At 63.8% G+C, this 22,123-nt stretch carries 17 protein-coding genes; 7 read left to right on the top strand and 10 right to left on the bottom strand.

Annotation, left to right across the window (positions count from 1 at the left end; all coding sequences use genetic code 11):
* Positions 1-24: 24 nt before the first annotated feature.
* The 4 genes from ABZ420_RS27495 to ABZ420_RS27480 form a co-directional block, all read right to left on the bottom strand.
* On the bottom strand, positions 25-1,419 hold the full coding sequence (locus tag ABZ420_RS27495) for an ATP-binding protein (RefSeq protein WP_357128412.1): 1,395 nt from the start codon (positions 1,417-1,419) through the stop codon (positions 25-27).
* A 286-nt stretch (positions 1,420-1,705) separates the two neighbouring features.
* Entirely contained in the window at positions 1,706-3,325 is a 1,620-nt protein-coding gene (locus ABZ420_RS27490) for a hypothetical protein (RefSeq protein ID WP_357128411.1), read from the bottom strand.
* Between the two features lie 243 nt (positions 3,326-3,568).
* The gene (locus ABZ420_RS27485) at positions 3,569-4,612 is read right to left on the bottom strand and encodes a transglycosylase SLT domain-containing protein (RefSeq protein WP_357128408.1); all 1,044 of its coding nucleotides are present in this window, start codon (positions 4,610-4,612) and stop codon (positions 3,569-3,571) included.
* Positions 4,613-4,833: 221 nt separating this feature from the next.
* Positions 4,834-5,472, bottom strand: a complete 639-nt coding sequence (locus tag ABZ420_RS27480) for a TetR/AcrR family transcriptional regulator (RefSeq protein WP_357128405.1) — start codon at positions 5,470-5,472, stop codon at positions 4,834-4,836.
* A gap of 113 nt (positions 5,473-5,585) precedes the next feature.
* Here ABZ420_RS27480 and ABZ420_RS27475 point away from each other — a divergent pair, with 113 nt between their 5' ends.
* Entirely contained in the window at positions 5,586-7,025 is a 1,440-nt protein-coding gene (locus ABZ420_RS27475; RefSeq protein ID WP_357128402.1) for a cytochrome P450, read from the top strand.
* 171 nt (positions 7,026-7,196) lie between these two features.
* Here ABZ420_RS27475 and ABZ420_RS27470 read toward each other — a convergent pair whose 3' ends face one another.
* On the bottom strand, positions 7,197-7,442 hold the full coding sequence (locus tag ABZ420_RS27470; protein ID WP_357128399.1) for a hypothetical protein: 246 nt from the start codon (positions 7,440-7,442) through the stop codon (positions 7,197-7,199).
* 421 nt (positions 7,443-7,863) lie between these two features.
* Between ABZ420_RS27470 and ABZ420_RS27465 the strand changes: the two genes are divergently transcribed.
* Positions 7,864-9,252, top strand: a complete 1,389-nt coding sequence (locus ABZ420_RS27465) for a hypothetical protein (protein ID WP_357128396.1) — start codon at positions 7,864-7,866, stop codon at positions 9,250-9,252.
* On the opposite strand, the gene ABZ420_RS27460 is transcribed toward ABZ420_RS27465, so the two are convergent.
* Positions 9,249-9,905 (bottom strand): HAD family hydrolase, encoded by a 657-nt coding sequence (locus ABZ420_RS27460; RefSeq protein ID WP_357128560.1) that lies wholly within the window; start codon positions 9,903-9,905, stop codon positions 9,249-9,251. The genes ABZ420_RS27465 and ABZ420_RS27460 overlap by 4 nt on opposite strands.
* Before the next feature lie 312 nt (positions 9,906-10,217).
* Positions 10,218-10,874, bottom strand: coding sequence for an AAA family ATPase (locus ABZ420_RS27455; protein ID WP_357128393.1), 657 nt, complete (start codon positions 10,872-10,874; stop codon positions 10,218-10,220).
* Positions 10,875-11,109: 235 nt separating this feature from the next.
* Between ABZ420_RS27455 and ABZ420_RS27450 the strand changes: the two genes are divergently transcribed.
* A complete protein-coding gene (locus ABZ420_RS27450) occupies positions 11,110-11,982 on the top strand; it encodes an alpha/beta hydrolase (RefSeq protein ID WP_357128390.1) in 873 nt (290 codons plus the stop codon).
* A gap of 25 nt (positions 11,983-12,007) precedes the next feature.
* Here ABZ420_RS27450 and ABZ420_RS27445 read toward each other — a convergent pair whose 3' ends face one another.
* Positions 12,008-13,093: a protein kinase family protein gene (locus tag ABZ420_RS27445; RefSeq protein ID WP_357128387.1), complete on the bottom strand. Its 1,086-nt coding sequence runs from the start codon at positions 13,091-13,093 to the stop codon at positions 12,008-12,010.
* 369 nt (positions 13,094-13,462) lie between these two features.
* Here ABZ420_RS27445 and ABZ420_RS27440 point away from each other — a divergent pair, with 369 nt between their 5' ends.
* Together ABZ420_RS27440 and ABZ420_RS27435 are read left to right on the top strand one after the other, a co-directional pair.
* Complete coding sequence (locus ABZ420_RS27440; RefSeq protein WP_357128384.1) at positions 13,463-13,621, top strand: DUF5984 family protein; 159 nt, start codon at positions 13,463-13,465, stop codon at positions 13,619-13,621.
* Between the two features lie 203 nt (positions 13,622-13,824).
* Positions 13,825-14,667, top strand: a complete 843-nt coding sequence (locus ABZ420_RS27435) for a hypothetical protein (RefSeq protein ID WP_357128381.1) — start codon at positions 13,825-13,827, stop codon at positions 14,665-14,667.
* Between the two features lie 262 nt (positions 14,668-14,929).
* Here the strand turns inward: ABZ420_RS27435 and ABZ420_RS27430 are convergent, their stop codons facing one another.
* A complete protein-coding gene (locus tag ABZ420_RS27430; protein WP_357128379.1) occupies positions 14,930-15,328 on the bottom strand; it encodes a VOC family protein in 399 nt (132 codons plus the stop codon).
* Positions 15,329-15,433: 105 nt separating this feature from the next.
* On the opposite strand from ABZ420_RS27430, the gene ABZ420_RS27425 reads away from it, so the two are divergent.
* Together ABZ420_RS27425 and ABZ420_RS27420 are read left to right on the top strand one after the other, a co-directional pair.
* Positions 15,434-16,447, top strand: a complete 1,014-nt coding sequence (locus ABZ420_RS27425; RefSeq protein WP_357128376.1) for a YafY family protein — start codon at positions 15,434-15,436, stop codon at positions 16,445-16,447.
* 197 nt (positions 16,448-16,644) lie between these two features.
* Positions 16,645-18,081: a recombinase family protein gene (locus tag ABZ420_RS27420; protein WP_357128373.1), complete on the top strand. Its 1,437-nt coding sequence runs from the start codon at positions 16,645-16,647 to the stop codon at positions 18,079-18,081.
* A 245-nt stretch (positions 18,082-18,326) separates the two neighbouring features.
* On the opposite strand, the gene ABZ420_RS27415 is transcribed toward ABZ420_RS27420, so the two are convergent.
* A complete protein-coding gene (locus ABZ420_RS27415) occupies positions 18,327-21,497 on the bottom strand; it encodes an NACHT domain-containing protein (protein ID WP_357128370.1) in 3,171 nt (1,056 codons plus the stop codon).
* Between the last annotated feature and the right edge of the window lie 626 nt (positions 21,498-22,123).

The raw sequence follows: 22,123 nt of genomic DNA, 5'->3' as shown, positions 1-22,123 counted from the left end.
ACGCCTCGCCGGGAACGACGGCGGTCATCGGCCGTACACCGCCAAGCCGTCGTCGGAGTCCTTCGCGATCTGCCGGGCCAGGTACAGCGCCTCCAGCGCGAACTCGACGGCCGAGGCGATCCGCGGCGGCGGATCGGCCGCGTCGACGCCGAGCCGCTCGGCGACTTCGTGCAGCACGGGCAGTTCGGGCAAGGCCGAGAGGACTTCCTCCCCGGGGACGCGTTCGCCGGTGGTGACCAGGTGTCCGTCGCCGACCGCCTCGGCCAACGGCCGCAGGTTCAGTCCGCCCAGCAACGCCCGCGCCGTCTCGGAGAACGAGCGGCGCAGCAGGTGGGTGAGATGTTCCTGCTCACGCCCCTCCTCACCGGATTCGAACTCCAGCTTGCCGCGCAACACCGCGGGAACGGACTCGAGGTCGACGGGCCGCGCCACCGCGGGACTCTCCCCCGTCACCGCCGACCTGCGCAGCGCCGCCGCCGCGACCGTCTCGGCCGCGGCAACGGCGAAGCGCGCCGACACCCCCGAGCGCTGGTCGATCGCGGACGACTCGCGCAGCTGCCGCACGAACCGAGCGAGCACCTCGATCAGCGGATCGCCCACCTCGGCCACCAGTTCGGCCTCCTGGCGCACCAGCGCCACCTCGGCCTCGACGCTGAGCGGATAGTGGGTGCGGATCTCCGCACCGAAACGGTCTTTCAGCGGTGTGATGATGCGGCCGCGGTTCGTGTAGTCCTCCGGGTTGGCGGTGGCCACGAGCAATACGTCCAGCGGCAGGCGCAGCGTATAGCCGCGGACCTGGATATCGCGTTCCTCCATCACGTTCAGCAGCGCGACCTGGATGCGTTCGGCGAGGTCGGGCAGCTCGTTGATCGCCACGATGCCGCGGTGCGCGCGCGGGACGAGACCGAAGTGAATCGTCTCGGGATCACCGAGACTGCGCCCCTCGGCCACCTTGACCGGGTCGACATCACCGATCAGGTCGCCGACGGAGGTGTCGGGCGTGGCGAGCTTCTCGGCGTACCGCTCCGAGCGATGCCGCCACGCGACGGGCAGGTCGTCGCCGAGTTCCGCGGCCAGCCGCCGACCGGCCGGGCTGATCGGGTCGAGCGGGTGTTCGCCCAGCTCGGCCCCTGCGATCACGGGCGTCCATTCGTCCAGCAAGCCGACCAGGGAACGCAGCAGCCGGGTCTTGCCCTGGCCGCGCTCGCCGAGCAGTACGACATCGTGCCCCGCCAGCAGCGCGCGTTCCAGCTGCGGCACCACCGTCCGGTCGAACCCGACGATGCCGGGCCAGGGGTCGCCGCCGGAACTCAGCAGCGCGAGCAGGTTCTCGCGGATCTCGGTCTTCACGCCACGCGGCAGATAGCCGGCCGAACGCAGGTCGCCCGCGGTCGTGGGCAGGTGTGCGGGAACTTTCACGAATTCGACGCTACGTCCATTTCGCCATCGGGTCGACCGGGAAACAAACGCGGGACGCCGGCCTGCCGGCAGGCTATCGGCCCGGCAACGAAGGAACGCGGCCCCTTCGGCCTGCCGGTTCGCGCACGGGCCCACAGTCACCCGAACCGGCGAGCCCGTCGTCGTCGGGACTCCCACAGCAGAAAAGCCCCTGCGTGAAGGGCTTTTCTGGAGTCCAGAGGATCGGCCGTGGACCGATCCGCAGGACCCGGCGAAGCTACTCGCGGCTCCGAAGAGACGAGCCGGACTATCGGGTAGTCAGCTGAGGTTCGCTGATCGCGCGCGGCGCAGTCGCGGCGGACATGTCGTCGGCGTCGTGCGCGATCGGTGACCCGTTCGCCGCCACGACCGATGTGACCGGTTCCATCCGCGCCGGGCGATCCATGTCGTCCGCACCGGGTGCGTAGTGCTGGACCACACCCGCGTCGAGTGGCTCCAGCGCACGGACATTCGATTCGGGGTGCGTCTCGGCAGTCTCCGAGTCGTGCTCCTCATCGGCCCCGCGCGCCGTAACCGCCTCCGCCACATCGTCGGCGAACGACGCCTCTACGGTCTCCCCCGGCACGCCGTGCTCGTCGGCCGTCTCCGCGGTTTCCGCGGCGTTCGGTGCGGGCGCGGCAGCGGCGGGGTGCTCCACCGGTTGCTCGCCGGGCTTGCTGAATCGAATCCGGTTGAGCGTCTGACGCACCGCGGCGGCCAATCGCGCGTCCAGCACGGCTTCGTCCGCAGTGGCCTCGCCAGGCGCTTCCGAACCGCCCTCCGCGACGGGAGACCGTTCGACCGCGGGAAACGGCGTCGTGGCCAGCCACAGCTCCGTGAGTTCCGGAGCGGGAGCGGGCGCTGAGATCTCGGCGGTGGGCTGCCCCGCTGCTACCTGGGAGCCTTGTTCCTGCCGCGTAGAGTCGGCGGAGTGCTGTCCCGCAACAGCCGCGCCCTCCGGAGCCGAGGCAGGCTGTGGTGCAGCGGCGGGTTGGTGAACGGTCGCCGCGGGCTCCATGAGAATGCTGGGCAGGATCTGGTTTCCGGCTCCGCCGACCTGAGTGAGCGCCGCCAGTCGTTCCTGGAGATCTTCGTGGTCGGGCACGGCGGCGGTCGCTTGCTCGATCGCTCGGCCGTATCGCTCGGCGACGAGCCGGTGGGTGACGAGCGCGACACCGATCATGATCGGTGCGATCGCGTGGATGCCGATCCCGGCCATGTCGCCCGTCCGGAAGTACGGGAACGTGTTCAGCGCGATACTCGCCGTCAGCAAGACGCCTTCGACGGTGTAGACCTGCCACAGCCGATCGATCACACCCCACTCGGCGGTATCCCCGGTGGACAGCATCAGCGCGACGAGTACCGCGCTGATCAAGGCTTCCAGGCCGTACGACAGCCAGAACATCGGATTCGTCGCGCCGCCGGTCGGCGCGATGTTCTGCTGCACGGTGACCGCGGAGAACAGCATCGAGAACGCGACCACACCGGCGAGCAGCCCCAGCACCCGCGGTTTGCGCTGGTGCAGGCGAGCGACTTTCGCGTGCGGGCTGCTGCTGTGGCGCTGTTCACCGATCGCCTGCGCGGCCCGCAGCAGATCGGCGGCCTCGCGTTCGGCCAGCTCGGCGGCTGTGCGCCGCACGCGCTCCGCGGCATCGGCGGCCGCCTGGATACGCGCCCGCTTCTCGTGGCGTTCGTAGTCGCGCACGAGCTCGGCCAACTCGCGGGAGGCGGCGAGCTCACGCTCCGACAATGCTTCCAGCAGTGCCGGATCGTCCTGGTGGGCCAACCGCTCATGCGCGATCTGCACACGGTCCGGCAGCGCACCGGCCACCAGGTCATCCACCGGCGGCGCACCCGTGGGCGCGTTGGTCGTGAAACGACGGAACATCAGCAAAGAACCTTTCCGACGATCGAGTGTTCCAGACGCAGCGCGCCATAGCTGCCTCGGCCGTCGACCACTACCGCCGAACCGGACGATCGACCCGGCCCAGACGGAAAAGATAACCCGTCATCGAAATCCGTTCGACCCGACGAGCAAACAGGGCCGAATGGAGTACACCGCCGGGCAGCGGGACGAACCGCCCAGCACAGAACTCGGGCCACAACGCGGACCCGCTCTCGGAGTCCGTGCTCAGTAGCCTTTCGGCGAACGGTTCGGATCTGCCTGCTGAACCTTCGCTTGCAGGTCGTGGCCGTCCCGTGAGACACCGTACCGTTCCATGACATAGTTCATGCTGGCGGCGACATTGGCCACCGGGTCGTGAATGTTGCTGGAGGTTCCGGCCACGTGATAGGCCTGGAAGGTGCCGGGGATGGTCTGCGTAAGTCCCCTGGACGCCCGTCCGGCGGCGGCGTTGCTGTCCCAGTTGTTGACCGCGTTGGGGTTTCCGTTCGATTCCCGTTCGATCAGCACCTGGTAGCCGCGCTTCCAGTACTCGCGGGCCGCCGGATCGGTGATGCCGAGCGCGTCGAGCGCGCCCTCGATCGCGGCGTCGACCGAGACATTGCCTTGATATCTGGCGTAATCGGCGGTCGTCGCGGCGGGCACGAAGCCAGGACCGGGCGAGTAGCTGCGCTGCATGTAGTTGCTCGGCACGTAGTTGCTCGGCATGGGGTTGCTGCCCGCGGACGTCGGGGTGTACGTCGGGGCGGAGCCGGTGATGTCGTTCGCGTGGGTCTGGACTTTGTCGTTGGCTTTCTCGATCTCGTCGTTCACCTTGTCAACCGTCTTCAGTACGGCGTTCTCCACCCTCTTTTGGAGATCCGGGTCTACGAACTCCTTGCCCGGACTCGGCTTCGGAACGTCGCGCAGGACTGCTTGCAGATCTTCGACGTGTTGCTTGACCGCCGCGAAAGCGCCGCTGGAGATGTCGTAGGTGCCGTAGGCGGAGAGGTCGACACTCTCGTCCTGCTTGTGGATCTCGTTTTTGATGGTGTCGAATTCACGCACCCGGCTGGAGTAGCCCTCGGCCATGACGGACTTGTCCTCGTCACCCGTGACGAGCTTCTCGTCGCGCAGCAGCTTCAACAGATCCGGGGCCTGCGAGGGCGTACCGGTGGCCAGCAGATCCGCGGAGGTCTGAATACCCTCCTGCACCGCCGCGAGGAACTCCTCGAACCCGGGGCGCATGCCGGCGGGCGGGTCGAGCTTCACCACCCAGCGCTCAGGACTCATCGCAGCACCCGATCCCGGGCCGGCCGCCGATCTGCGAACACCATCATCACCTCATGCCTGACAACCCTCATCAGGCCACACGCGGCCTGCCACTGCGACACTGCCGAGTATCGCGCAGCGCAGAAACGCCCATTCCCGACTCTGGGAGTAGCCGCCACGAGTCTTCGCCTCTCGGTTCGCGTCGACGTGCAGACAGCCACCATCGACGGCGGAGCGAGCGCTCACGGGCGTACGTGGTCCCCGAGGTAGTGCCCGGCGAGGATGTCGCCGAGACGGGTGGTCTGCTCGATGAGACCCGGAATGTCTATCGCGACGGCACCCGCCCGCCAGGCGCTGGTCAGTTCCGCGAATCCGCCGACGGCCATCAGCGCCGTGCGATGGAACTCCTCGCGGTCCACGCCGGCGCGGAGATATGGTTCCAGGCCCGTCGCGAGCAAGTCCGCGGCGAGGAGTACCAGATCGTGGCGGCGGCGTTCCAGTACCGCGCTGCCCGCGTGATCACCGAAGAGAACCTGGCTGCGACGGGGATCCTCCGCGAAGCCGAGGACCACCGCCTCGACCGCGCGATGCAGCACTTCCAGCGGCGGCGATTCGCGCCGGTCACCGATCGCGGCAACCAAAGTGGCGGTCGTCTCGTCCCGCACGTGGTCCCAGGCAGCGGCGAGCAGTTCTTCCCGATCGGCGAAACTCTCGCGAAAGTACCGATCGTTCAAGCCTGCTCGGGCGCAGACGCTACGCAGGCTGACCGCCGCCCAGCCGCTGTCCGCCCAGACATCGATCGCGGCGTCGATCAACCGTTCACGGCGGGCGGCGCGGCGCGCCTCGACGGTCCGGCCGCCCCAGGTCGATGGGCTGGTCATGACTCCATCTTGACAAGCACACACCCAGTGCGAGTCAATTGGTGACGGAACGTCACCAATTTGTGGCGAGCCGGATCGCTTCGAACCTTCGCAGCGCCGCGAAAGGACGCCACATGCATGCAGGAATTCTCCGTAGGCTCCAGGAGTACGCCGCCGACCTGGCGGATCACTATCCCGCCCCGACGACTGCGCTCGCCCAACCGCCGGCCGGGAGCAACCTACTGCCGGTGCTGGGAGATGCGGGGCCGCCGTTGATCGGACATTCACTGCGCGTTTACAGCGATCCGATCGCGTGGGGACGCAACGCCTTCGAGAAGTACGGCGAAGTCTCCTGGACGAACCTCTTCGGCCGCCGAGCGGTCAACGTACTCGGCCCGGCAGCGCTGGAAGTCGTCTGGAGCAACAAGGACAAGGTCTTCTCCAGCGAGAAGGGGTGGGAGTACTGGATCGGGCCGTTCTTCCGGCGCGGCATCATGCTGCTGGACTTCGATGAGCACCTGCACCACAGGCGCATCATGCAACAGGCCTTCACAAGGACGCGGCTGATCAGCTACCTCGGCCTGATGCGGCCGGGCATCGAGCGGGAACTCGGATCCTGGCGCCCGGAGCCGGGATTCCTGTTGTACGACAACGTGAAACAGATGTTGCTCAACCTCGCGACCGAGGTCTTCGTGGGTGCGAAGCTCGGGCCGGAGGCCAAGCGGCTGGAGCACGCCTTCGAGCACACCGTGGTCGGCGGGCAGGCGTTGATCCGGGCATCGGTACCCGGCGGCACCTGGTCGCGCGGACTGCACGGCCGAGCGCTGCTCGAGCAGTACTTCCGCGCCCAACTGCCCGCCAAACGCGCCGGCGACGGCTCCGACTTGTTCAGCGTGCTGTGCCACGCCACGAGCGACACCGGGGAGACCTTCACCGACGACGACGTCGTCAACCACATGATCTTCGTTTTGATGGCGGCGCACGACACCAGCGCCGTCACGTTGTCCATGCTCACCTACCTGCTCGGTAAGAATCCGCACTGGCAGGAGCGGCTGCGCGCGGAAGCGATCGCGCTGGGCAAGGAGCATCTCGACTACGACGACTTGGAGCGGCTGCCGTCGCTGGACCTGGCATTCAAGGAAACACTGCGGATGTACGCGCCCGCGGGTGTGTTGATGCGTCAGGCGATCGCGGACACCGAAATCCTGGGTCGCTACGTTCCGGCCGGCACCGACATCATCATCGGCGCGTACCCCTCCATGCGATTGGCCCGGTGGTGGCCCCGCCCGGACGAGTTCGATCCGGAGCGCTTCACCGAGCATCGCCGCGAGGACCGGATTCATCGATATGCCTGGTCGCCGTTCGGCGGCGGCGCGCACAAGTGCATCGGCCTGCATTTCGGTGGCATGACCGTGAAGTCGATCATGCACCGGATGCTGCTGCGGTACGAGTGGAGCGTCCCCGTCGACTACCAGGTGCCACTCACCTGGGGCACCGGCCCCACCCCCGACGATGGCCTCCCGATCAACCTGCGGCATCGACACGCACACAGCTCGACGTTCTCAGCGGCGTGACGAACCGGCTCGGCGCCGACCGGAACCGCTGTGCGGGCGGCGCGATGCGTGCCGCGTTGCTGCCTCCGGTCATGGACGCGGTGGAGATTCCGGCTCCTGATCAAGCCGCTCGCAACGCCGCCGGACCGCGTGGTCCGACGGCGAAGCGGGTAGCCCAGCAGAGGCTCGAGGTCAGGAATACCACTTATCGATCACAGCGGTAATCGGCCATCGGGCCTCCACGTCATCGACATCGAAGATGACATCGGCCCGCCGCATCACCCGTTCGATGTGACCATCCAGATGCGCGCGCCCCGGCACGATGACCGCCTCCGCCCGAGTCCGCTCGATCTGATCGAGCAATGACCCGATCGGATCGTCTGTCTTCGCCGACAACGCAATCGTTTTACACAGCTCGTAACCGAGCCGCTTGGCCAAGCTCCGCATTGTCGTCTCCATCCATTTCTGATGCGAGCCTGCGATGTCCGTCCGCAAGAATCCGATCGCGCGAGGACGACCGGTCGGCGTCATCGCACACCTCCCCTCAGGCCGGTAGGCCGGTCATCGATGACCTCGACACCGGTCCACGTACAGGTATCCGGCCGATCAGTCCGGTGCTCACCGATCCGCCCGTCGATCACCGGTACCATCCGCTGACAGAGCAGGCACATGACCTGCTCGATCGGGCCGGTCACACCGCGCGCATATGCGGCACCGCACTTGCTGACTGTGATTCGCGGCCCGGCATCCCCCGGCAAGCCGACTCCCTGCTCCACCATCCGTGTTCCCTCCCGTTGACTTCGGTCGGTCGCGGCTCAGATGAGCGTCGCTCCCGCTGAGCGGCACCTGTAGCCCTCTCATGAGATTCGCAGAACTCAATGTCCGCATGAAGGCCATGCAATGGGACATCAATAGGACGTTCATGCTCAAATCCCTTGCGGCAGAGTCCTCTATGTGGACTAACCTGGGCTCTATGGCATCGACAGGGAACGCTTCACTCCGCGCGGCCAGGCAGGCGCTCGGCTTTCGATCTCAAACAGCACTCGCAGAAGCTGTCACGGAGGCTGCCCGTCAGATCGGACTACGCATCGAGGTCGCCAGCCGGACGGTCCGTAGGTGGGAATCCGCGAATCCGCCGTGGCCACATCCCGACCACGCGGCGGCACTGGAGGCACTCTTCAAGCGGCCGGTAACCGACTTGGGGTTCTCACCACCGTGGACGGAGCGGGAGAGCGATCCACATGCGGGTCAGAAGCTGACGGACAGACACATACTTCCGGTTGCGCCCAAGGGTTTCGGCACAACCGCATCGCTCCTACCGGCTTCGGTCGCGAAGGAGTTCGCCTCGATCACAGCGTCCCATCGCCACCTGTACTGGTCGATCCCGGCGGCGCGCCTGCACCGTCTGGCCGCCGATCATGCGCAGTTCGGACTCGAACTCTTGCCGCGGGTATCGGGCGCGGCCAAGACGGTTCTGGCACGAGCCGTCTCGGAATCGAGTCTTCTGGCCGGACGCTTGGGATTCTTCGATCTACAACAGCTCGAGCTCGCGCAGCCGAGTCTCGTACTCGCACTTCAAGCTGCGCACGAAGCTGGAGATTCACTCCTCGGCGCGGCTGCGCTCGCGCACATGGCATTCGCACCAGCGTTCTCGGGAGACCCATCTCGCGCCGAGGAAGCTCGTGAACGACTGCGTGCCGCACGCGCTTTCGCGAGCAGAGGCAACGCCAACGCCGAGACGATGGCCTGGCTGGACGCTGTCGAGGCGGAGGTCGAAACTCGGTTCGGTGACCCACGTCGGGCGCTTGCCCTCATCCATCACGCCGAGAAAATCTATAACGAACACGATAGCGACTCACATCCGTCGCCGGAGTGGTTCGACTGGTTTTCTCCAGTCCGGCTCGCAGGCTTCAAGGGAAACACGCTCATCCTTGCCGGCAGAGGCCGCGAAGCTCACGAGACTTTGGAGCAAGTACTCAACGTCCTGCCCGATGCGGACGCGAAACAGAGGTCGATCTATCTTGCTGACGCGGCCGCCGCAGCCCTGCTGGAGAAGAACCCTGAGCTGGCGTGCCGCTACCTCGAGGAAGCCCTGGATCTACTTGCACACAACTGGTATGCGACTGCGCTGGATCGAATCAAGGCTGTGCGTCAAACGCTCACACAGTGGGATTCCATACCCCCGGTTCGAGAACTCGATGCCCGGTTGTACGACTGGCATACAACCGTCAGTTCATTGGTCGGCTAACCGGCGGAATTCTCTGTCGCGACGATGTGGGCCAGTTCGTTGAGATCGCTGATCTGCCAATCGGACAGATCAGCGACTTCCTTTTTGCTGCGGTGGATCCACCCCCAAGGACCCCTCACCAGGTAGGCCGTTCGCATACCGGCCTGTTTCGCAGGAGCCACATCGTTGTCGATGCGGTCGCCGACGTAGATGATCTCTTCCGCTGGTCGGCCCGCCGCCGCAATAACCTTGGCGAAAAACTCGAGCGAAGGCTTTTGCACACCCCAGTCGTCAGAGGTAGCGATGAAGTCAGCGGGCAGGTCCAGCCCCCGAAGCAGTGCTCCCGCGCGGACCGTTTGATTCCCGGCGATCCCAACCCGAACCCCCATCTCACGCAGCTTCGACAACGCGGGCCGCGCATCGGGATAGAGATCGTCCTCGCCGAACCACTCAGCCTGTCCCGCGTCAGCTCGTGCTTGCCGTTCCTTGTCCAGCTCGAACCCGGGACGGAAGATTTGGAACGTCTCGCGGTAGTCGAGACCGGTTGCGATGACTGCTCCGAACGCTGCCGCGAACGTATGCCTGGGCACGCCGAGCCAGTCCGCCCACGTTCCATACTCTCGAGTCTCGTCGACTAGCGTCTCTCCGACGTCGAAGACAACCGCGGCAATCACGAGCCAACTGTACCTTGCCGCCTCGACCGATTCACGATGCGCTCCACCTTCTGCCGAAGACAATAACCAAACAACCGACACTTTCTCCCGAGCGATCAACTCGGACACACCGAATCTTCATAACCAGGTCGCCTCGAGGCGCTTCAGTAAGAATTCTGAAGTTCTCCCAGTCTTCAGAAAAGAGTGAAGCGAGAATCACCTGCGACGACCGCATTTCGGAAAATTCAACTCACGTATTCAGCTCGCAGCTACAACTGCCGCTGGCCAACGCCTGTAATGCCGCGTTCCGAATGTGCCTTGGGCACTCGCGGCTCAGAGTCCGAGTACCTGGCCAACCCTGTTGGTCAGATCCTCCTCGGACACGGTGTCGACGTTGATGACGGGAAGTCCGAGGCGGGTGCTCTCCGTGCGGAGACGGTTGGTGAACAACCGATCACGTTCGAGCAGATTTCGTGCAGCACGTTCCGGATCACGGGTCTTGCCCGGGATCTCCCAGCCGCGTCTATCGAACGCTGCCCGGCGGAACGCGGGTGAGGGAAGCAACCACACACCGCGGCTGCGCTCGGTGAGCAGCGGAGCGACCAGATGCGGCAACAGGCGGAATCCCTCGGCGATGACACCGGTTTCGGAGAATGAACACAACAGGTCGTCCACGATGAAATGAAATCCCTCCCCCCGGTACCAGTGGAAGGTGTCGAGCATCGTCTCCGGTGACCGGTCCACCCAGCGTTCATCCATACTCATCGCCGCGAATCTGCTCAGCCAGGGTGAGTTCTCCCGTGTGCTGCGCGCAGCGTGGTCGCGCATGGCGTCGTCGGTCGAGTACACGCGCAAGCCGTGCCGGGCGGCGAGATTGCCCGCGATTGTCGATTTGCCCGCACCGCTGCCCCCACCGATCCAATAGATATGGCGCAGTCGTGCGCGCAGCGCGGCTACGGTACGAGGCTGCTCGTGTTCGTCGGCACCCATTCGACCAAGCTATCCATCGACGCCGGCGAAGCGCACACGATAAAGCCGCGGACCGCGCTGACCGAACCGGCCGGCATGGGCGCGGCCGACAGCGAGACCGACTGTGCCCAGGACATCCCTTCCCCGAGTTCGAGGGGCCATTGCGGGAGTGTGGACATAATCCCGGCTACACCGATGATTTTCGGGTGAATCTGTCGTCAACTCCGTTGGGTATACCGACAGACAGGAGTCAGGGATGACGAGACCGTTTCGATCGGGCGTGGCCTCGGTGCGGGCGAACGGTGTGGATCTGGGCATCGAGAGCTTCGGCCGCGCGGACGATCCGCTGATCCTGCTGGTCGGCGGCACAACGATGTTGTCCTGGCCCGACGCGCTGTGCGGGCGGCTCGCGTCGGGCGGGCGGCGCGTGGTCCGCTACGACCTGCGCGACTCCGGCGCGTCGACGACTCTCGACCCGGAGAATCCGGCCTACGACCTGCGAGACCTCGCCGCCGACGCGGCCGCGCTGGTCGATGTGCTCGGTGCCGGGACGGCCCATCTCGGTGGCGTCGGCGTCGGCGGGATGGTCGCTCAGATCGCCGCACTGGACCACCCGGACATGTTCTCCGCACTGACCCTCGTCGGCACCAGGCCGGTGGCGCCGGGCCCGGTCGAGGAGGACCTGCCTGACCACGACCCCGCGGCCATGGCCGCGCTGTTCTCCCACCCGCTGCCGGACTGGACCGACCGGGACGCTGTCGCGGCGTTCGCCGCCGAGGGGGCCGAGCCGATGGGCAACGATCGGGAGGAAGCGCGGGCGACGGCGGCGCGAATCTGGGACCGGACGCCATCGAGCGATCCCGCGGTGCACCAAGCGAATCAGCTCGGAATGGTGTTCTCCCGGATCGATTGCGCGCCGCGCTGGCGGGGCCGGCTCGGTGAACTCGACGTGCCCACGCTCGTGGTGCACGGTCGCGCCGACCCGTTCTTCCCGGTCGGCAACGGCGAGGTCCTCGCCGCCGAAATCCCAGGGGCACGACTGCTCGTCCTCGACGACATGGGGACCGCTCTGCGACAAACTGCGGCCGACCAGGTCGCTGCCGCCATGCTCGCCCTTCACCGCCGCTGAAGGCATCGTGAGTCGACGGGGTCCGTCACACGGGCTGAGCGAGCACAGAGGCCTGGCCGCCCAGCAGGCGGCGGATCTCCTGATCCGGATACGGGGTGCTCCGGCTCTCCTGCTGGAACGCACGCATGAACGCGGACATCGCCGCGGCGATCGGCGCGTGCCGGGTGAGGAGCGCGGCGGCCTGCTCAGAGATGCCCTCCGGCGGCGTGCCCTCGGCGAGGGCGCACACCATCGTGGCGCGTATCTCCCGGTCCTCCCGCCGGAGCCCATACAGGGCGGTGAGCAGCCAGTTCACCAGATAGGTGACGGTGTAGGCGCGGTCGTAGCCTTGGTTCTCGTCGAAGAACGCGGTCTCCTGCGGCGAGAGGGCGAACCCGCAGGAGAGCGCGAGGCCGTAGTCGCCGAAGTAGAGGCGTTGACCGTCGGTCAGGACGTTCTCGAAGTGCGCGTCGAAGTGCAGCAGCCCACGGCTGTTCATGAACGCGGTGCCGACGGCCAGTTCCCGCTCCACCATGGCGCAGGCCCGGTCGGCGGCCTCCTCGCCCGCCTCGATCTGGGCGTTCAGCCACTCGTGCAAGCTCTGCGGGATGTACTCCAGGAACAGCGCGATACTCGCCGAAGAGTCCCGCAGGGCCTCGATTCGGTGGCGTAGCTGCGGTCGGCCGTCCCAGTAGGCGACGGCGCGGTCGATGTCGGCGAGTTCGGCCGGCAGCGGCGTCGTGTCCGGCAGCACCCGCCAGTGGTACATCAGCGGAAAGCCCTCGTGTTCGGCGGCGAGCACCCAGTTCGTCGTCATGGTATGCACGGCGAGTTCGCGCCAGGCCCCGAAGCCCGGCCCTCCGATGAGACCGACGCCGTACTGGCAGAACAGCGGCACGTCGAACAGGTTCGCCGTGGACCGGACATGCTCCGGCTGCCGTTCCAGATCGGTGAGGGGAATTCGCTTGACGAAGACCGGGGTTCCGGCGACCTCCAGCAGCGCCGACTTCCCGCCGATCCCGGCGCCGATCGGCGTGGCCGCGTCCACGAGTTCGCGCAACGCGTGATCGCTGTGCAGCGCCAGGGCCGTGGAGACGGCGCTGTGGGCGTGCAGACGCGCCGGGTGCGACATGTCGCGGGTCGTCGCCGAGTCGCGGGATATCGCCGCCTCAGGTGGACAGGACGTCACTGCGGCAAGGGAGTTCGCTGCGGTCTCCACGCGGGCGCCGACCTCGATTCAGCCATGGCCACGCGGTAGTGTCGGCGGCCTCCGGAGCGGGCGAGCGGTCGGTCCGGGGCAGCACCCGACGGCGGTCCCGGCTTGCCCCCGGAACCGCACTCTACGTCACGACCTCCACGCGACGACTCCACGTAGTAAGAGACGAGGCGTCAGGCTCCGGCGTGAGACTATGGGGCCGCTGGCTTTTCGGCATGTCGCCGACCCGCCGATCTACGAATGTGGTCGACAGCGCGCGGAATGTGTTGAATCGCGGCATGATGCGTGTCCGGTTCGAGTCGGCGCCCCTCCGAGAAGGTTGTTCCGTGGGGAGAGCATCGCCGTCTGCATTGGTTCGGGCTCACCCAGGGGGTGGTACTGCCTGGAGGTTGGTGGTGTCGAGCTGCTGAGATATACAGAGCGGACCACGAACTCGATAGGTGATGGCAGCGCCGCTAGGCTGCCAAGAGCCTGCGGGATAGGGAAGTCGTAGCGCCGTCGGCAGAAGTTGGACGGCCATTCAGCGGTTCGTCGGCGGCCGACCCCGTCCACGCGCTCTCATGCCGAATATCGAGTGGTAGGCGCTGGTCAACTCTGGGACCATCGGGTCAGCGTTCGACATTGATGCCGATGGAAGGAAATCGCGGATGACCACGCCGCGGCGGTACTGGATCGAATTCGACCCGCAGCAGGGCTTCGACCCACGGTTCCGGCAGGGCGTCGGCGTGACTGGATTCGACGTACCGGATTGCCTGTCGATGGTGGCGAAGCTGTTCCCCGACGATCCGATGCCACCCGTGCACCGAATTACGGCCGACATCTCACTGGCCGAGCCACTGCCGGTGAATCCTCGCTATCTCGGAGTCCCGGTGTGGCGCGGCGTGTGGTATCCACCCGTGAACCTCGAAATCGGGCCGACCCGCGCCATCGACCGAAGAGGCGCGCCTTCCGACTACCCCACACCCGTCACAGCATCGGGCCGCCGAACGCGGGCCAGCGAGACACTGCACACGAAGACCACATGGTGGGACGAAATCCCGCATATCAATGGCCTACTGTGGCCGCTGGTGACCATGCACCACGCCGAGTACGGCCGCGGAATGCGGCTGAGCGCCCCAGCGCTGCGCGCCGTCTGCGCCACGGATCCGACCTACGGGGACATGGTGCGCGAAGCTCTCGACTACATGATCGCGTGGCACCCGACACCGGACGAATGGTTCGATCCGACCGAAACCAGGTTCGCCGATCAACGGGACCTGCACGAGTACCTGCGAGCCTTCCGCGACTACCTGTTCGGAACTCGCCCGGAGCCGCTCTACCCGCCCGGCAGTGAACCGCTTTCACCCGAGGACGAGTACCTGCGAGCCATCCGCCGCTTGGTCATCACTCGCCCGGAGCCGATCCACCCACCCGGCAGCGAACAGCCTTCACCCGGCGGGGAACCACGACTTCCTGGGAGCGATCGAACCGCTCCGAAATCGGCTCAATAGAGTCTCACCAGCGATGAAACACGTACTGGCCTACTTCTTCGCAGACGCTGATCCGCTGCGGAACTCGACCCCCATCGGCATCCCATAGCTGCAGGTCGAACACCCCGCTTACACATCGTTTCGTGTTTCGAAGCGGAATAACCTTTGCGCTTCTCCCTCGGACCCGACCGGTGCCGGCACCTCGTGAGGTCCGACGTTCCGGCCGCACTGCCCCGACTGGCTCTGGCGAACTGAAGTGCGCGCTCGTGCCGATGAGCGGATGTCAACGGGCGAACTTCGCAGCGGCCTGCGCGGTGACCGGGGTGAAGAGGTTGATCAGGTTGCCGTCGGGATCGCGAAGCAGCAACGACCGGTTCCCCCAGGGCATCGTCGTGGGCTCGTTGACGAAATCCTCGACCGTATCTCGCAACCGCCGGTAATCGGCATCGACGTCGGGAACCAGGAATTCGATGATCGCGGTGTGGTTGTCGGCTGGGCGCGCGCTGCCTGCCGCGAACAGCGCCACGGTGCGGGTGCTTCCGATCGCGAGTGTGCCGGCCGGTGTGACGATTTCGGCGAAATCCGGTGTAGCCCAGGTTGCTTCGACACCGGTCACGTGCTGATAGAAGCTGACCAACCGGTGGATGTCATCGGTGATCAGACGGATCGAGACGAGCTTCATCGCGTACTCCCTGTTATCGGATGCGGCGGAAGTTCCGCCGCCGCATGCCACGGTAGAGTCGATACCGGACAGTTTCCGCCCGGTATAGATGCGAGAATTTCGGAGATGACGCGCCCCACCGCCCGAGTGCTGGCCCTGCTCGAGTTGTTGCAGGCCGGCGGTACCCATACCGTCGGTGCACTGGCCGGACGGCTCGGCGTCGATGAACGCACCGTCAGGCGATACATCACCCATCTCACCGACCTGGATATCCCCGTCCGATCGGTTCGGGGCCGCTACGGGGGCTACCAGCTCGCTCCCGGATACCGAATGCCACCGCTGATGCTGACCGACGACGAGGCGGTGGCCGTGTTACTCGGGCTCCTCACCAGCCGCGGCGCCGACCGGCCGACAGCTTCCGCCCGCGCAGCCGACAGCGCGACGGCCAAACTCCGCCGCGTCCTACCCCCACGTCTGACGGCTCGGCTGGACGCACTGATCAACACCGTCGAATTCACCGCCGACCCGCGCCCGGAAGTGGCTGTCGAGACCGCCGTCCTGCTCCAGCTCGCCGAGGCCACCCGCGAGCACCGACCGGTCGCAATCGGGTACACCGACCGAAACGGGCGGTCCAGCCAACGGACCGTGCATCCCTACGGGCTCATCGACCACTCCGGGCGGTGGTATCTGACAGGGATGGACAGCAACAGTGACGAACTACGCCAGTTCCGGCTGGACCGCATCACCGCAGTGAGCACACAGCCCGGAACATTCGCTCCGCCCACCGGATTCGAGCCAGCCGCTCATCTGCTGTCCGCATTGGCCAACGCGCCATATCGGCACGAGGTATCGATCCGAGTCCAAGGCACAATCACCCAGGTCCGCCCGCTGCTCCCTGCGACGATCGCGACCGTGCATGAGATCGACTCGCAGCCCGCTGACACCAGCCCGTGGGTCCGGATCCGAATCCGCGCCGAACAGCTCGACTGGATTCCCGCCCTCCTCGTCGGCCTGAACCGCCCGTTCATCATCGAGCACCCCGACACACTCAACGACGCCGTTCGCGCCCTGGCCCGCCGACTCACCGCAGCCGCCGACGGCCGATACCAACCCATAGGTAGCAGCCCGGACGCTCGGTAATGCCGCGTACCACGCCGACCGAACCGGCCAGCGTGCGGTGACGGCGAAACGACTGAGCCCCCACCCGGACATCGGGAGGGGGCTCAGCAGAGTCTCTACCAGCAGCGATACGTGCGCTGCCCTACTTCTTCGCGGAGGCTGGGCCCGCGCTACACGTTGAAACGGAACTCGACCACGTCGCGCAGTAGAATCACGTCATGCCGATGGTGCCTGTCCGTGCCGCTATCTACCTCCGGGTGAGCCTCGACCAGACCGGCGAAGGGCTCGCGGTCGAGCGACAGCGCGAGGACTGCGAGGCGATCGCCGAGTCCAAGGGGTGGGCCGTGGTCGAAACGTACACGGACAACAGCATCTCCGCGTTCAACAAGGCCAAGAACCGGCCTGCCTACGATCAGATGGTCGAGGACTACAAGGCCGGCCGGTTCAACGCCCTCATCACTTGGGACCTGGACAGGCTCACACGCCAGCCTCGCCAGCTCGAGGACTGGATCGATGCAGCTGAAACACAGGGGCTTCGGCTCGTCACCGCCAACGGCGAAGCCGATCTGCAAACCGACGGCGGCCGGATGTATGCCCGCATCAAGGCAGCGGTGGCGCGGGCCGAGATGGAGCGGAAGGGCGCGCGACAAAGCCGTGCCCAACGTCAGCGAGCCGCCAAGGGCCGCCCGCCGCGGGGTGTTCGCGCCACTGGCTACACACTCGACGCAGAGCTGATACCCGATGAGGCCGAAGCGATCCGCGCGATATACCAAGCCTTCGCGAATGGATCCTCGCTGAAAGCTATCGCCGCTGCGCTCTCCGGCGCCGAGCCCACCGTGCGCGCGGTCGGCGACAGAACGATGATCCAAGATCTGCCGAAGTCGGTTCCGACACTGCCAACGCGTAGCGGCCGACCGTGGAACCCAACGTCGGTCATCTCGATACTTCGGAATCCCCGCTACGCGGGATGGAGCATGCTCGAAGGTGAGATCGTCCGCGACGAGACCGGGGCGCCGGTGCGCGGTCAGTGGGAAGCCATTGTGCCGGACGGGATCTGGTTGGATGTGCAGCGCAGGCTGGACGATCCACGGCGTAAGTCCAATCGCGCCGGTACCGAACGCAAGCATCTTGGATCCGGCCTCTACCTCTGCGGCATCTGTGATTCTCCTGTTCGAGCGCACGGACTCCGATACCGCTGCGCTGGGCACCTCATGCGAGTTCGGAATTTAGTCGACGGGCTCGTCTTGCGGTTCGTCGAACGTCGGCTCGCTCAACCGGACCTTGCTGATCTCCTTATCCGACAGGACGATGACCGGATTGAAACGATCGTCCGAGCCGAACAAGCGGAGCGCGATAGGCTTAAGCGAGCGCGCGCCGACTACAAGGCGGAGCTGATTGACGGCCAGCTGTTCGCTGAGATCAAGCAAGAGACCGAAGACAAGATCGCAGCTCTGGAAACCGAGCGAATCGGCCTCACCGCTGGCACAGCTGCATCCGAGATCCTATGCGCTCCTTCACCAGTCGATGCATTCAATGACGCAGACCTCGCCGCCCGCCGGGCAGTGATCGAGCTGTTGTGCGAGGTTCGCTTGTACTCGGCACCGCGGGGGAGAAGGAAGTTTGATCCTCAGTCCGTGCGAGTTACACCCAAGTGAGCCAAACAACGTCAGAGCAATGGCTTGTGAGATCAAGCACTCCGGACGTTGACCTTGAAGAAGCGAAACAGTCGCCACGACAGAATGTTTGAGCAAAATTGATTGCTGTCGAACCCCTCATTCCAGTAATCTCGGCAGGGCGCCTCACGACCACTAGCTATCGACCCAGCGTCGCATAGTAGTCCCTCCACCCGAAGTCTGGCTGTTGTCAGGTGCAGATGCGCTCGCTCGCCGCATGCGCATAGTCACTCGCCCGAGCCATGGGCGACGACAGGAGTTCTATGTATTGACATCCGGACGTTATCCACGATATTTCGCGGAATCGATATATGCGAATTATCGGGCGCAGTGCATTCTGATATCGATAACTCGATGAGATCGGGCAGCATCGAGAGAGCAGAGAGATCGACAGGCAACTTGACATTCCAAAATTCTAAGCGCCTAACCTTTGGTACCGAGTTCAACACCTCCCGTAAATTTTCCGAAAGGTCGCAATTAAAAAGGGACAACACGCTCACACGACCGAAATCACCGTCAGCAACAAACTCTCGCGCGCCGGGACCATGGACATCCAGGGAAAGAATCCCGTGGTTAACCGCAATGCTTCCCATACCCGCCTTCGGCACCTCCAGCGCCAACCTCCGCACCCTTCTTGGAATTTCCCATTCATTGAATTCGGGAATATTTTGCCAACCAAGCATAGACAACGAAACCAAACGCTCAAAATCTGCAAGTCGGTTCCAATTGATTAGCTGCGCGTCCGCACGACGGGTGTTCAGAATCAATGTGGTCACCACACGAGAAGACGGCGCAGTTGCCAACAACTCGATATCGTTGCACCCCACCAGATCAGTCAACATAAGGAGCCTAGGAGATGGGAAGTCAGCGATTTTCAGCTTGTCGAGCGTCGTGGGATATAGAATGCTGGCCGCTGCAATTCTGTCCAGCTTCTTTGCAGCTTCCCACTGCGCGGGCTTGAACATCTCTAGACGCAAGCCCATAGAGCTATCTATTTTCGCAAGGACTTCCTCACAATAACCCGCGATGTCATCAAAGTACGGCCACGAACGTACAAGCGCGGCATGCACTTTATCGCGCGAATCGGTCGCATACGATGAGAGAAGCTGCACTGCGCCCGAACCTCCAGCTAGGGCCGCTGTTCGTACAGTCGCCACAGCGGAAGCTTCTGTCAAGTCCTTCAGAGTGACCGGAAGCTTTTGACGAACAGGCTCGCCAATCAACGCCAAGGACCACGCGTCGTCCTGGCGCCGCGGTGGAACAAGGTAGTCCAGCGCCGCGTCTATACGACTGTGCAGTTCATCCTCTATGGATTCCATTGTTTCGAGACATGAGACAGCGAGTAGACGCAGCTTCCGTCGATGCCTCTCTTCATCGACAGCACGTGCCAATATCCCAGAAATTAGCTCATGCCGCTGTGTCCTATTAGCGTGCCCGGCCGCCATCACAACAGTTTCTCGCCAGAGGTCGAGATGCGCACGGCCGACAAGATTTCCAATCCTGTCCGCTTCAACGATCTCCGCCGCCGCGAGGTACTCTTGAAAAGTGCGGTGCACAAAATCTATTTTTCCCTGTGCTGGCGACCGCAACAACCCAGAACGGACGAGCAAGTACTGCATCACATCTTCGGAATCAACCTCGACTTGCCGCATTGAGCGAACCTTTTCGGCAACGTAAGTACGAGCTTTGCCGATATCTAGCTCGCTTCTATTATTATCGGACAGTCGCCACGCTAAGTCTCGTAGAATACTTATTCTTTCACTTAGACTGAGTGACAAATCTGCAGAACTGGGTACCTGACGGTCCGCATCCCGACGCTGCACAAGAAGCTCAACGGCAATTTGGTACAGTTCCATCCTACTACGAGGAAGCTGACGATACCTACTTATATTCAGCGAGCAGAGCATCGCAGCGAGCAGTGGATTAGAGGCCAACGAGTAAAGATGTGGTCTATCCTTGATACTAAGGAGTAATGCGCGTTCATACTCGGGCAACTCCTCACGCGGACACGGAAGATTCTGCTCCTTTGATGCCACTGCCAAATGCCATTGACGGACGAAGGCAGTCAGATCGTCGCGTGTCATCCTTTCTAGGGACACAGGAAGAAATTCTTCGTTTATCAGCCAATCTTGGCTCGCCGCAGCAGGTCGCGACGTTACCACGACCCGTATTTCGGAATATGCGGTGAGTAGGACTTGCAGCCACTTCTTCACCTTGCGCCGATCTCCCGGCGGCAATTCATCCACTCCGTCTATTAAAAGCAGTATCTTGCCTTGCTGAAACTGTCTATCCACCCACCCGCGCGGCATTATGCTTGTCAAGGGGCCAGCGACATCGTCCAGAAGTTCATCCAGTTTCGGAAGCGATCTTGATCCGTAGCTTCTCAGTCGTATCACGACTGGAACCAGACCGTTCCAGGCTGTCAAGGAGCTTACAAAAGCTCCACGCGCTGCAGTGACTGCCAACCAGCGGAGCAGTGTAGTCTTTCCCGAACCGGCTTCGCCCCTCAATAAGACTCGTGATTCGTTGCTGAGGATAGCTTCTACACGACCGCCTCTCGATTCTTCATCGCTAATTGCCTCGGCGGCTTCTTGTTCCGTCTCATCATCATTGATGGTTTGGAGTAAATGGGCCGAATCGCCACTAGAACGCCGTCTCAAGCGACTTCCTGTTGCAACCCGTAGGCTAATATAGGCCATAGACAGCTTTGTACGTAATTGGTGTTCGCCGGTAGCAAAGCTGAACATCTCTACGTCGTCGAGAGTATTACTCACAAGTTCTAGATACTTATTCAGGAACTCGCGGTCATGATCGGATCCCTCGGGTGCGTACATAGTACGAGCAGGAAGCTTCTCGATAATTTCACTTATTTCGTCACCAAGGGCACTGATACGCGCAAGGAGTTCGCTGGTAGCTCTTTCGGTGAATACAGGAAGATGCCGCACAATCCTCACATAGTCATCGCAGCACTCGGCGATTAGCTGATCATAGAGCGCACAGCCAGCCTCACTGAAACCCGCAGGCCTTGGGATGCTTTCGCGAATGGTCCTTGCAACGCGTATGGGATCGGCATCTTGTTTCAAGATCGCAGAATCTGAAAGATCTGACTTTTCGAACGTGCTTACCACTGCATCAGATACCGCTTGTAGTTCGCCTTCCGACAGTCCGCGATATTCTTGTAGAATCATGGGCTCGATCCGAGCAGCGACTGCGTCGGATATTTGCTCAAACTGGCGGCGTAGGCTGCGCTGCGACCTTATTCCGGGAATCCGACGCCGGATAAGCTCGTCCATGCTAAGTCGCGTTTCGTCGTCACGCTGTCGACGCGCCAACAGCAGCGCGGCTGCGCGCTCGATCAGTGCGCTTCCGAGCTTCACAGCGATCACTTCGGCGCTCACGCCACCCCCATATCAGCCATGCTTGCAGTTCAATTGCCCGAGCCATCATGCCACTACCTCGGTCTGCGTGGCGTCGAAAGCGCCCATCTGAAGCCGGTATTCGTTTCAACGGTCTGTGTCACATCAGGTCCTTATCGGGCAAACCCAGCTGGTGCTTACCCGCCAGTTCGTCCGCCGTCAACTACCCGCATCTAGCAAGCGGCATGCGCCTCAACCCGCTCCAAGCGCATTCTCCCGTTGTGGTCCGTCCTCGCCACCTCGCCACCTCGCCACCTGCAAGCGCGCTACAGAACTTGCTCGTCTCGAAACCCACGCGTGTCCGGGCCTGAGCACTTGCATGCACCTCCCCACCGACTACATGCGTCCTGACGAGCGACCACGCCACCGTCGGTCGGTGGCGCAGCTCTAGACGGAACTTCCGCACCTGACGCAACCATTCACCCAACCCTCTCTTTGTGGTCCTCCTCTCTTTGTGGTCCCTCTCCCTTCTGGTCCTATCCCTCCCAATGTTTGGTGTTGGCTCCCTCCCCCACCCGGGCGACACTCTCTATGACCAGCGAAGCCATAGGATGTACTTGCCGCCCACCGCGGGCAGGATCACCGTCAGCAGACCCATGTCGTGGAAC

The organism is Nocardia sp. NPDC005745, from assembly GCF_040630775.1.
Taxonomy (GTDB): domain Bacteria; phylum Actinomycetota; class Actinomycetes; order Mycobacteriales; family Mycobacteriaceae; genus Nocardia.
The sequence above is the reverse complement of the archived record's forward strand: the minus strand, read 5'-3'. Positions and strand labels throughout refer to the sequence as shown.